This is a genomic window from Adhaeribacter pallidiroseus (assembly GCF_003340495.1).
GTDB classification, from domain to species: domain Bacteria; phylum Bacteroidota; class Bacteroidia; order Cytophagales; family Hymenobacteraceae; genus Adhaeribacter; species Adhaeribacter pallidiroseus.
Genome location: NZ_QASA01000001.1, coordinates 936622 through 950602 on the forward strand (window position 1 = coordinate 936622; position 13981 = coordinate 950602).

Here is a 13981-nt window from a genome sequence, read left to right on the forward strand (position 1 = left end):
TTAGATTTTTCCAGAAGGACCGGAATAGACGGGAAACACGATCGTATTATCATTTTGGCAAATACAGGGATGTTCTTTTGTTGTTAAGGGCTTCGCTCGAACGCACGTTATTTAGTAAGTAACCGCGGGTTTTGGTTGGCGTAGGGCATCGAGGCTCCAGATACCGGCGCCGTGTGCCGCAATGTATAAAAACAAAAAGCAATACAACAGCGCTAGTTCGCCCTGGTTTAGCAAAGGATTGGGGCCCTTCGGCACATGAGCTATAAAGAAAGCCGCCGCCATTTGGCCACTGGCAATAAAAGCGGCAAGGCCGGTAAATAAACCAAAAGCAATCAGTAAACCGCCTACTAACTCAACCACGCCGGCAAATCCCATCATGGAAGCCAAGGGCATGGCGGTACCATCGCCGGGCCAGCCAAATAACTTTTGCGTACCGTGCATGGCAAACATTAAACCAGCAACAATCCGTAATAAGGCAAAGAAATAGGGGGCAAAATTTCCGAAGATTCTAGTCATGGCTTTAGGGTTTATTTTACAACAATCTCTTTAAAATAAGTTAATTTTAAAAACAATTCTAATATTTACCTAATAAGAAGCTCGTTAATTAAAAATTAAAAAAACGACTGGTTAATAAACTGGTCTAACTACCGGCTGTCATAAACAAAAGTTTGTGCCACACCAGCTATTTCGTGAAAGTGTAAGCCCACCAGATTAATACACCTTGCAAGGGTAAGCGAAGCCAGGTGAGCCACCAACCGGTCCGGTGTTGTTCGGTAAATTGCAGCGCCATTTGCACGTTGGCCGGAAACACAGCAATTAATAACGCAATAATCAACCAGGCGGCTACAGGGCGGGTAGCGGCCGGTAACAACAAAATACCGAAAATTATTTCGCAGGCGCCACTCGCTAAAACCAGGAATTTAGGAGCCGGCAGCCACGATGGCATAATACCCACGTACATTCCTGGCCGGACAAAATGCAAAATACCGGCTCCTACGTAAAGCAGTGCCATCAGGTAAAGCGAAAAATATTTCATAGTTAATGCTTACAAAGACTCGCCCATGGTTATTAGTCTTAAACTACGCAGAGAAATATTGGTTGGGCTGGATCTTGTTATGGCGCGAACTACAACTTATTCGGGTAAGGTAAAAAGCAAAATTTAGCCTCCAAGGCACTAAATTTTTTAAAAAATACATTAGTTTGGGCTTAAATCTTCCATATTTTTAAAAATATAACCAGCGAACACGCATTGGCTGCTAGATGTCAATGCGCGTTCGCTGTTTTAAGGAAAACCAGCCGCGTATTCTGATATCTACCGGCTCAATCTATTCCTACTAAGTGCGGTTACAAAAGGTAAATTCTATTTTAAGGTTTTGCAAGGCGCTAATTTTTGCGCAATTAAATTGTTCATGGAGGCAGCGATATCCCCGTACTGATTCCGGTTACCGCAATTACAGATGTACGCCAGCGGATCGGCATTAATAATACTGTTTTTTAACTCTTCCAGACTGGGCGCTTGGGGTAAGGCCGCGTATTGCGCAAAAGTATAACTGGTAAAAGCCACATTGGGGTTAATGCCTTGATTATCGAGTAAATAACCATTGGCCAACAAGGTAGGTTTCACTTGATTACCTTTGTTGGCAATGTCCTGGGGGTGCGGGTAAGCCGCAATGCTGGTTTTATCCGGGGTTAAAATAACGGCTACCTGGTTGGTGTAATCTTGCTTGGTTTTATAAATAATGGTAGGTGGCCCCGCGGAAAAATCGAGTGGAGCAGCCAGGGTGGAATTTGGGGTCATGCTTTTTTGGTTAATTTGGCAACCGCCGGCTACCCAGGTAGCCAGCGTCATCAGCAAAACGATTCTCATTGCTTCACAATTTTTTGCATCTGGTAACCGGTTTTAGATTGGGTGCGCAACATATAAATACCATTGGGTAAAGGCGCAATATTTATCTCGGAAGTGTTTTTGGGAATAGAAAGCAATACTTTGCCCGTTAAATTAAGCAATTCGTATTGGGTATATTCTTTTTTGGCCTGAATATGCAAAGTGCCGGAAGTAGGATTGGGGTAAGCTTGTACCGCTAAGTCCTGGTAATTGTCTTTGGTACCAGTAGGCAGTAATTCTTTAACGGTTATATCCAGCGAATACGTACCGGTTTCTCCCTGAAAGTAAGGCGATACATTCGCGTAAATTGTTTTACCACCTTCTACTTCTACGGTTTCCATTTCCTGGTCGTACGCCTCGGTCCAGTTTTCGCCGTCCGCCGACATAGTAAAGAGTACGTCGTTGGTGTAGGTTTGATTATCTTGGGAGCCGTAGGAATCATTTACGCGCGCCGTGATCTCGAATTTGCGCCCGGCTGGTAATTCAAATTTATAGTAGTCGTAATCGGTGCCTTCGTGAATGTTGGCTTGGGTGGTAGTTACGTGAGCGGTGTTACCCACAAAGTTTAAGGCTAACGGCGCGGCTTCGGTTACGGTATTATTGTTTTCGTAGGCATCGCCCCCCATTGGAGCCGCTTTAACGACTACTTTAATCGGGTTTACGTAATACTCCGATCCGGTGATGCGCCAGTTATCGGTTTCGTTGTAATGTAAAACCGCCAGCAAGTAGGTGCCGGGTTCTACGTTCAGGTTGTTGTTTTCAAATACAATTTCGCCCGATTCGCAGTTATAACACAATTGGTTTAGTTGTTTTTGCCCGATTTCAAAAGCAAAATTGCCTTCCAGGTCGTACAGGTTTACGGCCATTATACCGGTAAACGCCTCCATTTTTAAATTTTTAGCAAACGTACTTACCGCAATTTCTTTGCCTTGGTATAGCTCATTTGGTTTTTGTACTGCCACGGCTTGGTACAAGTCTAAATTATTTTGGTTAATAATTTCCAGGTTTACGTGATCCGAGTAGGTATTACTTTTAATTTGCTGCCACTGGCTACCTTCGGCGCGGGAGAAAATATAAATATTGTATTTGCCGGGTAAGAGCGAGAGCAGGCCTTTGGTATCAAAGTCCACCCCATCGATATAGTAATTATCGGGTTCTAATGCGTTGCCGGTGTAAGTTTTTACAAAATCAATAAAATTACCGTTCTCGTCGAACGCGGCGGCGGCGTAGTCGCCTTTAAAAGTGCCCTGGCCCTTGTTGTGGATGTTGGTATGTACCGTAAACTCCGTACCGAAACTCACCACGTTGTAATCAACGGTAACGTGATCGAACAATTGCAAATCGGCACTTTCCTGGTTAGGAGCATCCGGGGCTTTTATGCCAATTAAAGCTTGTTGGTTGCTGTTGTAACTGCCGGTTCCACCACCAGTTCCCTGACCATCGGGGTTTAACGCCGATATGGCAAAAAATCCGTCGTAGTAACCGCCCCAACCCCAGTTCATATGAAACAAATTGTTCTGGTCGTAGCCATCGCACACAAAAGCATGGCCACCGCCACCCCCAAAACCCGCGTACAAAATAGGCTGACCGTTCGACAGTTCGGTTTTTAATAAATTTATCCAATCGGCTTCGGTATAATCAGCGCGCTGTACCCCTTTTACATCTTTATATCCGAAATACGTTTTTAAAGCGTACTCCGAGCAATGCTCGCTTTGGCTGGCCGCCGAAATTACGTAGGCGCTGCTGCCGCCATCGGCGGCTACGCCGTAGCTCATTTCCACACTTACACCCACGTCTTTCATTAAAGCAGCAATGGCTTGGTTCGGGCTATTTATGGCATTGGGCATGTTGTTCCAGTCGTAGGTGCTGTTGCTGAAATTAGCCGATAAAGTACCGTACTTTTCGTGATTATACGAGTGAAACCCGCTGCCCTGCGCGGGGTATTTCCAATAGCGCATTATTTGGGCCATGGCCGTAGCCACGCAACCCGTTACCGCTTGTTCGCCGGCTTCGTTATCGTAGGGGCACAGGGCGTTGTAGTACGGCGATTGGTTCCAGGTGGTAGTAATTAAAGGGTCTACAGCTTCCACTAAAGTACCCCGTGTGCGGGCAACCGGCGAACTACCATTTTGTAAAGCTTGCCAGGCTAGCTGCGTTTTTTGGCTGGTTTTGTTTTGGCGGGCCGCATACCGGATTTCGTTTTTGTAACCTTCCAGCCATTTTACCAAGTTAGCCGGCAATTTTGCGGAATTATAAGTACCGGTGCGGGTGTAGCCCAGTACTGGATTTACATGATCGTCGGCAGAAATAAACACCATGCCGCCGTTAGCCGGAGCCGAGAAAACGTAATAAAACGTAAACGGTGCTTGCCGGGCATTGGGGGAGACTTGTTTGGCAACTTCCTGGTGCACCAAGGTTAAGGTGCGCTGGCTCTTACCCGCCCCGGAAACCGGAGCTACTTGCGACCAAAAGTTAGTTGCTACTTGTAAAGCGCTTTCGGCCGGAACGTGTTTGGCTACGCTGCTCAGCCAACTAAAGCAGCTGAACAGCGTTAGGAGATAAATTTTTTTCATAGTTGGATAGATGTAATTGCTTGGTGGACTCAAAATTTAAATGGGAACCGAAGAAAATCGGGCAAACTACTTTTTAGAGGAAAATGGCCAGAACCACTGCCGTTACTAAAACCGCACTGGCCAAAATACCCGTGCCGGTGCCGGCAGCGGTTTTACCAACTTTGCGCAGATGTGCTTGTTTTCGGTAGCCTTTCAGGTAATCCGGATTTTGCGCCAGATTGGCGTCGGGTACACCTAGCGTGCCTAAACGGGGGGGAGTAACCGCCATGGCTACCGGAATGGTTAAGGTAATACCACCGGTAAATAAACTGGTGGCGCCGGCCGCTGCGGAGCCCCAAAAAGCACCCCGACCTTTATAGTACAAGCGAGCATCCCGGCGGCCCTGCTGATATAGGCTCTCGGGGGATTGCCCGGGTTTACCGGAATCATCGGTAGGGAAATCCAGCTTTATAAGTTCGGTGTTGCCATTGGCGTACTGAACCATAAATACCTCGGCTTTGGCTAGGGATAGGGTTGGGCCCTGCAGAGAATCGGTCGTTTGGTATAAAATGGCCGAAGGAGTAATTTCTTTTACCCGGGCCGTTACTTTATCGCCCGAAGTTTTATAAATAATATCTTGTGCTTGAGTGGATAAAACCAGGAGCAGAAGAAATAAAAATAATACTGTTTTTTTCATGCGTTTATTTTGGATGGAGTTGGCTACTAATAGGCTCGGATGATTACTTTACAGAAAAATTAACCATTCGGCAAGTATATCCTTTAAAATCAGGAAGCAAAGGTAGAGTAGGCCCGGTCTTTTCTGAATAGGTACTACTACTTAATTATGTAGGCAATACCACTCAAACTGGATTGGGAAACTCGTGATAAGGAGGCGTACGAAGGATTTGAAAGCAGTTTTTTTAAATATTAGTCATGCAGGAGTTCGGCAAGCCTGTATGGAAAAGGCTTATTTTAACTTTTAAGAAGGGCAAGGTTAAGTAAGTAAATTATAAATATAGTAAGTAATCTCTTTTACTATAAAGATGTATGTGGAGCTAATACCTCTTAATAACAGGGGTATGCTCCCGCCATAAACTATAAATTTTAAAGGCTTATGCCCCTATTACCGGATAGATGATTGCCTTTTACCAGGGCAAAATTAAACACTAAAGCCGATACCATAAGTCAACAGCTATAATGCCCACCGGCATTCCGCAACTAAATTAAAATTAAAAAAATCGTATTAACCTGCTCAATGGTTTCAGTGCATCCGGCAAGAGAATAATTTAAAAAAATTACTGATTTTGGGAGTTTACGGCTTGGTTGGGCTGCGACAAAGGCTCTTTCACCCGGTGCCGTTCGGCACTCCGCTTTAGTGCCTGCGAAGTTAGTACCACGAATATGATAATAGCCAGAATGGTAAAAATTGCGGTAGTTTTACTAATGCGGGAATTAGTTTTATTTTCTGGCATACAGGTAAAAAGATAGTAAAATGAAAAAACAGAAATTAGCTATAACTGTTTTTGAATAAATAAAAACGGAAGGGCTTAAATGGAGGATTCGTTTGGCTAAAGGCAGGTATTTATAGGACTAGGTATTATAGGTAAAAAAAAAGGGTACTACCGCCTGGCTAGTAGTACCCCTTTATCTTTATTTCTGAATTCTTACGTAAGCCGGTTGTAGTTTTTTGTCGCCGTACTTACTATTTAAAGAGGTAAAAATCCGAATGAGCGCGTTAACTAAATATCTAAATTCTTGCATGATCGTTTCGTTTAATTGTATACTGTTAACGGTTATTTAATAGAAAAGACTAAAATTATTTTAAGATAATTTGTGTTTATTTAGTAACAACCTTTTATAGCAAACAGTTTGTTGAAAATCATAATAGTTTGCTTATTTTCTGAATTAAATTTAAATAGTGTTCTTACGCTTTAGATAGCCTGTTTTGCAAACGACGGATTTGATAAAAGCTCCCGGGAAATCGGGTAACTAGTACTAACACTCGCCTGATTTTTTAAATTTTTGGCTGCCTTCTGCTTTTACGTAGATCTATTAGGTTAAATTACCAATGAGTTGTTACTTAAGCTTGTTGTATTCGGTTAAAAGTTGGTTGCCCTTGCACCACGGGCTGGTTACCCGACGATTTTACAGCGATTAAAGTTAGTATGGCAGAAAGTAGAAGGGAGCCCGACATAAAAAGGTACGAAGCCCCAAAACCACCGGTAGAACTATTTAAATAACCCACTAAGTACGCGCCAGCAAATGAACCTAAGGCCCCCATGCTGTTAATTAAGGCCATGGCGCCTCCGGCTACATTGCGCGGTAAAAGCTCCGGTATAATCGCGAAAAATGGTCCGTAAGGCGCGTACATGGCGCCACCCGCCAAAATTAACAAGCCAAACGACAGCCAGAAATTATTCGGACCAATGGCGTAAGAAGCATAAAAAGCCAGTGCCCCGATTAACAAAAACGGCCACACAAAAGCTTTGCGGTTTAATGTTTTATCGGAAAAATAGGAGGCGCATAACATGCCAATAATGGCCAATACGTAGGGTACCGACGCTAACCAGCCGGTTTTAACAATATTCATATCGGGCGCGGCTTTTATGATAGACGGCAGCCACATGACAAAACCGTACACGCCAATGCTCCAGAAAGCGTATTGTAAACTCAGCAGAATAACCGTGCGCGATTTAAAGGCTTGCGCATAATTTTTCACGGGCTTAATGCCTTGTTGTTCGGCTAGCAATTGAGCCGCTAAACCTTGTTTTTCCGATTCAGATAACCATTTCGCATTTTGCGGCTTATCATCTACTAATCGCCACCAGAAAAAGGCCCAGACTACGGCGGGTAAACCTTCCAAAATAAACATCCAGCGCCAACCCACCGAATTAATTAAGTAACCCGATAAAATGGACATCCATAGAATAGTGGCGGGATTACCTAAAATTAAAAAAGTATTGGCCCTAGAACGCTCGGCCTTGGTAAACCAGTTGCTTAATAAAATCAACATCGAGGGCATAACCGCGCTTTCTACAATTCCCAGCACAAACCGGATGACAATAAGCACCTGTACATTGCTTACCATACCCGTGGCGGTAGCTAATCCGCCCCAGGCAATTAAAGACCAAAAAATAAGTTTTTTAGCGCTGTTTGTCGCCGCGTAATGAGCTCCCGGAATTTGAAAAAAGAAATAACCTAAAAAAAACAAAGACCCTAATAACGACGACATGGCCGGCGTAATTTTTAAATCGGCGGCCATGCCGCTAGCGGCCCCAAACCCAAAATTGGCCCGATCGAGGTAAGCCAAGCTATAAGTAATAAAGGCAACTGGAATTAAACGGTACCACCGCGATGCGGCCATTGTATTTTCCATAAGAATCAAAATTTCGGCAGGTTGTAGAGTTAATTTAAAATGCTCGGCATAAGTTAATCTATTTTCGCGGGAAAAAAGAAAAATGCGGTGTAGTTTACTCGGCGAACCATATTTAAAAAATATATACCTCTGTAAAACAAAAGGTAGTTTTTCCGAAAAAGCGCCTTTACATCAAAAAGCCACTGGTTATTTTAAACCAATGGCTTTTAATAAAACTGCCGGGGTTAATAACTGAAAGTAGTTACTGCGCCAGCAAAAAAATTTAAAAAACTTACGCTTTTTCTCCTACAGTCCAGCCCGGGCGATGGTCGGGTGAGCCGGGAGGACCAGCCACTAATAAATCGGCCACTGCGCCGGTCGTAAACGCGTAAATTCCTTTGTGGATCAAATCAATTACCTGCTCGTCTTTGGGCCAGGTCCAAGGGAGAGCACCTACGCCAGTCGCATTTTCCAAAGTCTGATCGTTAAGCAAACGTAAATTTAAAAAAAGAAAAGATCCAACCGGTCCTCTTATGCCACGCTCAGCCATAATGCCCCGCACGATGCCCATTATAATGCCCTGGCCCCAGTGCATGGTCCAGTTAAGGCCGAGTCGTTGCTCATCGGGTTTATGGGGTAAGTTTAGTAAACGCTCCAGGGTATGAGCGGGTACGTACGAATTTGGCCGTTTGGTAATAAGTTGTTCTAATTTTTCCGCCAAAGTCATGGCGGCTACGCCGGCCAACCCGGCAGCTAAACCATTTAATATTGCTTTACCTGTCATGTTCGTATTCCTCTTTTTATAATAATAGTAATTCCTTTTTTCGCTTACCCGTTATTCTGTTTTATGGCGGAACAACCGGTAAAATGTTTCTGCATGTACGTGCCAGATGGGTGAGGGTTCCGGCATTATCGCGGCCTTAAATAAGAGTATTTAGCTTATTTTCAGAAGGTTGCCTGGCGTTGTGGCTAGGAATATTTTTAAAAAAATTAAAAAAATGCTTGCACTACAACAATTTAATACTTTATATTTGAACCTCATTTTGCGACGAACTATGATTGTTTTAGCAGCCCGCCCCGTAACTAGGGCTCGTTTCTCTTCTTTACTTTCTTAAGGTTGTGCTTCCGCACAGCGCATTTCTTTTTGTTTTAATTATTTTTCAATCATGTCGCAAACTGTTATTACGCAGAGCAAACGCACTGCTTTCTTTTCTATTCTCAAACAATCGCTGCAAGGCGGCGAAATAGATTATACCGTGGGGAGCATCCGGCGGTCAGTGATTTTACTGGCTATTCCCATGATGCTCGAAATGATCCTGGAGTCGGTATTTGCCTTGGTAGATTTATACTTCGTCGGGCATTTGCACGACAGTAGTTACGCCATTCAGACGGTGGGTTTAACGGAATCGGTGTTAACGGTTATTTATTCTTTAGCTATTGGCATGAGTATGGCCGCTACAGCGGTGGTTTCGCGCCGCATTGGCGAAAAAGATGCGGTAGCCGCTTCTAAGGCGGGTATGCAGGCTATTCTAATTGCGGTGGTGCTGAACACGGTTATCAGCATTCTGGGGCTAGTTTTTGCCACCCAAATTTTAACCTGGATGGGAGCATCAGCCGAAGTGGCTCAGCGGGGTACGCCGTTTATGCAACTCATGATGGGCAGCAGTGTTTTTATTGCCTTACTTTTTTTAATTAATGGTATTTTCCGAGGAGCCGGTAATGCTGCCATCGCCATGAAAAGTTTGTGGGTCGCGAATGCCGCTAATATTATTTTGTGTCCGGTGTTTATCAATGGCCTCGGGCCTATTCCGGCTTTTGGCTTAACGGGAGCCGCTGTTGCTACGGCTTTGGGGCGTGGTTTAGGTGTAGTGTACCAATTATATCATCTTTTTAACGGCAAAAATGCAATTAAAATCTTGGCAATTCATTTTACCCCGGATTGGGATTTAATCAAATCTTTAATCAAAATTGCTTCGCCGGCCGTGTTACAGTTCGTAATTGCTTCCTGCAGCTGGATTTTTCTGGCCCAATTAGTGGCTACCACTGGCGGCGACCACGGCTCGGCCGGCTACCAAACGGCACTGCGGCTGCTCATGTTTTTTATGTTGCCCGCCTGGGGTTTGAGCAACGCGGCTTCTACGCTGGTAGGTCAAAACCTGGGAGCCCAGGAAATTCAGCGCGCCGAGCAAGCTGTTTTTAAAACCGCGAAGTATAATGTGGTATTTATGGCGGTTATCACGGTTCTCAGTTTGGCCGGAGCGCACTGGTTTGTTTCCTTTTTTACCAACGATGCGCATATCCAGGAAGTAGCCGTACAGGCCATTCAAATTATGAGTGTTGGTTATATTTTCTACGGCATCGGCATGGTACTCATGAATGCCTTTAACGGCGCCGGCGATACCTGGACGCCCACCTGGGTTAACCTTTTCGGCTTCTGGTTTTTTCAGATTCCGTTGGCTTACTTTTTAGCTAAGTTTTTACAAATGGGACCTACCGGCGTATTCGTCGCTATTCCGGTCGCCGAAACGGGCCTTACGTTAGCGAGCATTATTTTATTCCGGCGGGGCAAATGGAAAAAGATAAAAGTTTAAGGCTTTATTATTATAACTAAGTAAATGGACACAAGTAGTAAGACACAAGTATCAAGACAAAATAAAACGTAATAATTTAAATATCAGTGATTTAACCTTGTATTTTCAATATTGGAATGTATCTTTTAATTTGTCCTTTTACTTATTGTATTCTTTGATTTAAAAATCCGGTGAGTTTTAAAGCTTACCGGATTTTTAATTATTATTGATTCCGGTTAAGCGTTGGTGTAAATGGCTACCGATTTTCTTAAAAAAATAGGACACTTGAATCGCGGAAGAAAAACGGAGCAGAAGAAAGAAAATTTAAAAAACTGATTTACCATAAAAACTGATGGAACACGTGCAATACCCGGTGGGCCGGTTTCAACCGAAACCCGATTATACGCCCGACGAAATAGTGGGCTTGCTGCAATTTTTAAAAAATGCCCCGCCTCGCTACGAAGAATTAATAACCAATCTCGCCGAAACCAATCTTAACAAAACGTACCGCCCGGGTGCCTGGACCGTGCGGCAATTGGTGCACCACGTTGCCGATATTCACCTGACTAACTTCCTGCGCCTGAAAAAAGCGCTCACCGAGGAAAACTACGAGATTACGATTATTCGCATGGATGATTGGGCGGCATTACCGGATTCTACCCAAGAACCGATTGGTAGCTCCTTACTTATTTTTAAAGGCGTTAATGAGCGCTACGTGGCCTTATTTAAAACCTTAGATGAGCAAACGCTCAGCAAAACCTACTACCACGCTACCCGGCAATTGCATCTGAGTTTAAAGCAAATGCTGTACATGGCCACCTGGCACGTAGCGCACCATCTGGGGCATATCCGGATAGCCTTAGGCCGGGAGCCGGAAAAGTTTAATTTAAAGTCTTAAACCCGGATTAACCTGATTTTTTTGATTAACTAGGGTAGTGTAATTAAATAGTTTGAACTGTGATTTAAATGATTGATTTGATTATTATAATTTTTATTTCTTGCTGATTTTTAGTAATCAGGGTAATCAAAATAATCGAATAAATCATAGTTCAGACTTTTTATTAGGTTATAAACAAACGCGTAAACATGGCCGCTCTGAGCTGGAACGAAGTAAAAGACCGCGCGGTGCGGTTTAGTAAAGAATGGGAAAACGAAACCAGCGAAGATGCCGAAGCCAAATCGTTTCTGGATGGTTTTTTTAACGTGTTCGGTATTAGCCGACGGCGTTTAGCCCAGTTTGAGCAACGGGTAAATAAGCTAGGCAACAAAGCCGGCTTTATAGATTTGCTCTGGAAAGGCGTAATACTGGTGGAAATGAAAAGCCGGGGCCGCGATTTAAGCAAGGCGTACCAGCAAGCCATTGATTATTTTCCGGGCCTGAAGGATTACGACTTACCCAAATACATTCTGGTGTACTTAAGGTTTTTCATTCTAATTTATAATATATCTAAGTAATATGCTCTAAACTAGTACTTCTTCAAATTAGAAATGATGAATTAGAAGTTCAGAACCAAAGATTCTTTAAGTTGCTATAAATTTTGATTGTATTTTTATCAATTAAATTAATAGTGACCTAGCTAATCTAATTAGCATTATAAAATTTATTTCTTATGTTTGATAATATTACCATAGAACTATCAATTAACTTTACAAAATGGAATTGACCGCTATCGACTTATTTGCTGGAGCAGGAGGCTTATCCGAAGGATTTAAGAATGCTGGTTTTAAAATTCTGGCTGCTAACGACTTTGATGAATTTTCAGCTCAAACATTCAAAGTTACTCATCCAGATACGTTTTTTTTAGATGGACCAATTCAAGATATAGATGCTCAAGATTTTTTAAATGTGACGAACTTACAGCATGGTGATTTAGATTGCCTTGTTGGTGGGCCACCTTGTCAAGCATTTAGTGTGTATAACCACCAACGAGGAATGCATGATGAGCGTAGCGGGTTATTCAGAGAGTATTTAAGAATAGTTGAAGGTCTATTTCCAAAGTATGTAGTTATTGAAAATGTTACTGGAATGACCTCAGTTGCTAATGGTCAAGCTATTAAAGAAATTACGAGAGGATTATTTGCTTTAGGATATTTCAATATTGAAAGTAGAATATTGAAAGCTGAAGAATTTGGAGTTCCTCAGGAACGTAGAAGAATTGTTATAATTGCTAATAGAATTGCTAATCCTATAACTTGGCCAAAGCCCTTACATAATATAAGTAATTTTACAACAGTTAAGGATGCAATTTCTGATTTGCCAGAAATTGAAAATGGACAAGGAACTGACTATGGTGTTAATTATAAGATACCTTTTGATCAAGCTTCCAATTTTCAAAAAACGATGAGAAAAAAATCTATTTTTATAACTAATCATGAAGCTCCTAAGTTATCTGAGATTAATTTGAAACGAATGCATTATGTGCCGCAAGGTGGAAGTTGGCGCGACATTCCGTATGAACTATTACCAACAGGGATGAAACGAGCTAAGAGAAGTGATCACACGAAAAGGTATGGCAGGCTAAAGGAAACTGGTCTATCATCTACTATTCTTACTAAGTGTGATATTCATTGGGGAACATTTTATCACCCTACTCAAGAAAGAAGTATTACAGTAAGGGAAGCCGCACGTCTTCAATCTTTTCCTGATCATTACATTTTCCAAGGTCCACGCACGGAACAATATAGACAAGTAGGTAACGCTGTTCCTCCACTTCTGGCTGAAGTAATAGCAATTGAAATAAAGAAACAGCTTACATTCACTCAATTAAATGCAAATAGATCCAGCCAATATCATCTGTGAAATCCTTGGTGAACCGCGACACAGATGCGCAATCCTGCTAATGCAGATTACCTATGTCCCTTTCTTGAAGGGGTATGCACAAAGAGATCTCAACAAGTTTCTGGTCCTTTTCCTGTTTGTACTGTTTTTAGAACTCAGTATAATAGAACTCCAATTTGTGTTTGCCCAAAAAGATTTAATGATATTGATATTGTTAAAGATATAATAGAAAATTGTTGGCCTGGACCTAAGCCTGCAATCGAAAGAGTAAAAATCATAAATGAGGTTAAACTTGGCCATTTGGGAAACATGGACATGGTTCTAGCTGAAATGGACGAATGGGGCGAAATACATAAATTTGTTTCTGTTGAGCTTCAAGCTGTGGATATAACAGGTAGTTATTTTCCTGCTTATAATGCATTGACTAATAGTGAAATGCTTGAACGAGCGCCTACTTACAGCTTTAATTGGAAAAATGTTTATAAAAGATATGTTACACAATTGATTGATAAAGGCTTTCAACATTCAATGTGGAAGACCATAATTGTTTCTGTTATGCAAGATACCGTACTTGAACGTATTCTTCAGATAGGAAATATAGCATCTAGTCCAATCAATGAGAGTAATGTTGTTTTCTTAGGTTATAAATTTGTTGAGGATGAGTTTAATGGTAGATTTACTCCTGAATTATCTATAATAAAAGGTACTACTCATGCTAATATTGTAAGTGGAACATTGTACAAGAATTCTATAGATATTAATGATGTTAAACGACGTTTAAAGGATAAGTTGACTTCGCGTCATTGATATTACAACAACTTCCCCTGGCTGGAGAACCCG

General features: G+C 42.4%; 13 protein-coding genes. 5 read left to right on the plus strand and 8 right to left on the minus strand.

The features are described from left to right. Positions 1 to 111 precede the first annotated feature (111 nt). From AHMF7616_RS03510 to AHMF7616_RS03540, 8 genes are all read right to left on the minus strand, one after another. Positions 112 to 516: a DoxX family protein gene (locus tag AHMF7616_RS03510; RefSeq protein WP_115371622.1), complete on the minus strand. Its 405-nt coding sequence runs from the start codon at positions 514 to 516 to the stop codon at positions 112 to 114. Between the two features lie 166 nt (positions 517 to 682). After that, a complete protein-coding gene (locus AHMF7616_RS03515; protein ID WP_115371623.1) occupies positions 683 to 1036 on the minus strand; it encodes a DoxX family protein in 354 nt (117 codons plus the stop codon). Positions 1037 to 1360: 324 nt separating this feature from the next. Beyond that, positions 1361 to 1867 (minus strand): hypothetical protein, encoded by a 507-nt coding sequence (locus AHMF7616_RS03520; protein WP_147275598.1) that lies wholly within the window; start codon positions 1865 to 1867, stop codon positions 1361 to 1363. Further along, positions 1864 to 4458, minus strand: a complete 2595-nt coding sequence (locus AHMF7616_RS03525) for a thiol protease/hemagglutinin PrtT (protein ID WP_115371625.1) — start codon at positions 4456 to 4458, stop codon at positions 1864 to 1866. Before AHMF7616_RS03525 ends, AHMF7616_RS03520 begins: the two co-directional genes overlap by 4 nt. Positions 4459 to 4531: 73 nt before the next feature. Beyond that, positions 4532 to 5134, minus strand: a complete 603-nt coding sequence (locus AHMF7616_RS03530; protein ID WP_115371626.1) for a hypothetical protein — start codon at positions 5132 to 5134, stop codon at positions 4532 to 4534. 598 nt (positions 5135 to 5732) lie between these two features. Beyond that, positions 5733 to 5909, minus strand: coding sequence for a hypothetical protein (locus tag AHMF7616_RS26310; RefSeq protein WP_158546090.1), 177 nt, complete (start codon positions 5907 to 5909; stop codon positions 5733 to 5735). Between the two features lie 608 nt (positions 5910 to 6517). Continuing rightward, positions 6518 to 7813, minus strand: coding sequence for an MFS transporter (locus tag AHMF7616_RS03535; RefSeq protein WP_115371627.1), 1296 nt, complete (start codon positions 7811 to 7813; stop codon positions 6518 to 6520). 271 nt (positions 7814 to 8084) lie between these two features. Next, on the minus strand, positions 8085 to 8576 hold the full coding sequence (locus AHMF7616_RS03540; protein ID WP_199474093.1) for a hypothetical protein: 492 nt from the start codon (positions 8574 to 8576) through the stop codon (positions 8085 to 8087). A gap of 382 nt (positions 8577 to 8958) precedes the next feature. Between AHMF7616_RS03540 and AHMF7616_RS03545 the strand changes: the two genes are divergently transcribed. From AHMF7616_RS03545 to AHMF7616_RS03565, 5 genes are all read left to right on the plus strand, one after another. Continuing rightward, positions 8959 to 10383, plus strand: coding sequence for an MATE family efflux transporter (locus AHMF7616_RS03545; RefSeq protein WP_115371628.1), 1425 nt, complete (start codon positions 8959 to 8961; stop codon positions 10381 to 10383). Between the two features lie 331 nt (positions 10384 to 10714). After that, positions 10715 to 11260 (plus strand): YfiT family bacillithiol transferase, encoded by a 546-nt coding sequence (locus AHMF7616_RS03550; RefSeq protein ID WP_115371629.1) that lies wholly within the window; start codon positions 10715 to 10717, stop codon positions 11258 to 11260. Between the two features lie 188 nt (positions 11261 to 11448). Continuing rightward, positions 11449 to 11817 (plus strand): type IIL restriction-modification enzyme MmeI, encoded by a 369-nt coding sequence (locus AHMF7616_RS03555; RefSeq protein ID WP_199474096.1) that lies wholly within the window; start codon positions 11449 to 11451, stop codon positions 11815 to 11817. A 199-nt stretch (positions 11818 to 12016) separates the two neighbouring features. Beyond that, complete coding sequence (locus AHMF7616_RS03560; RefSeq protein ID WP_115371630.1) at positions 12017 to 13162, plus strand: DNA cytosine methyltransferase; 1146 nt, start codon at positions 12017 to 12019, stop codon at positions 13160 to 13162. 24 nt (positions 13163 to 13186) lie between these two features. Next, positions 13187 to 13948 carry a NotI family restriction endonuclease gene (locus tag AHMF7616_RS03565; RefSeq protein WP_115371631.1) on the plus strand — a complete coding sequence of 254 codons (762 nt, stop codon included), beginning with the start codon at positions 13187 to 13189 and terminating at the stop codon, positions 13946 to 13948. Positions 13949 to 13981: the final 33 nt, after the last annotated feature.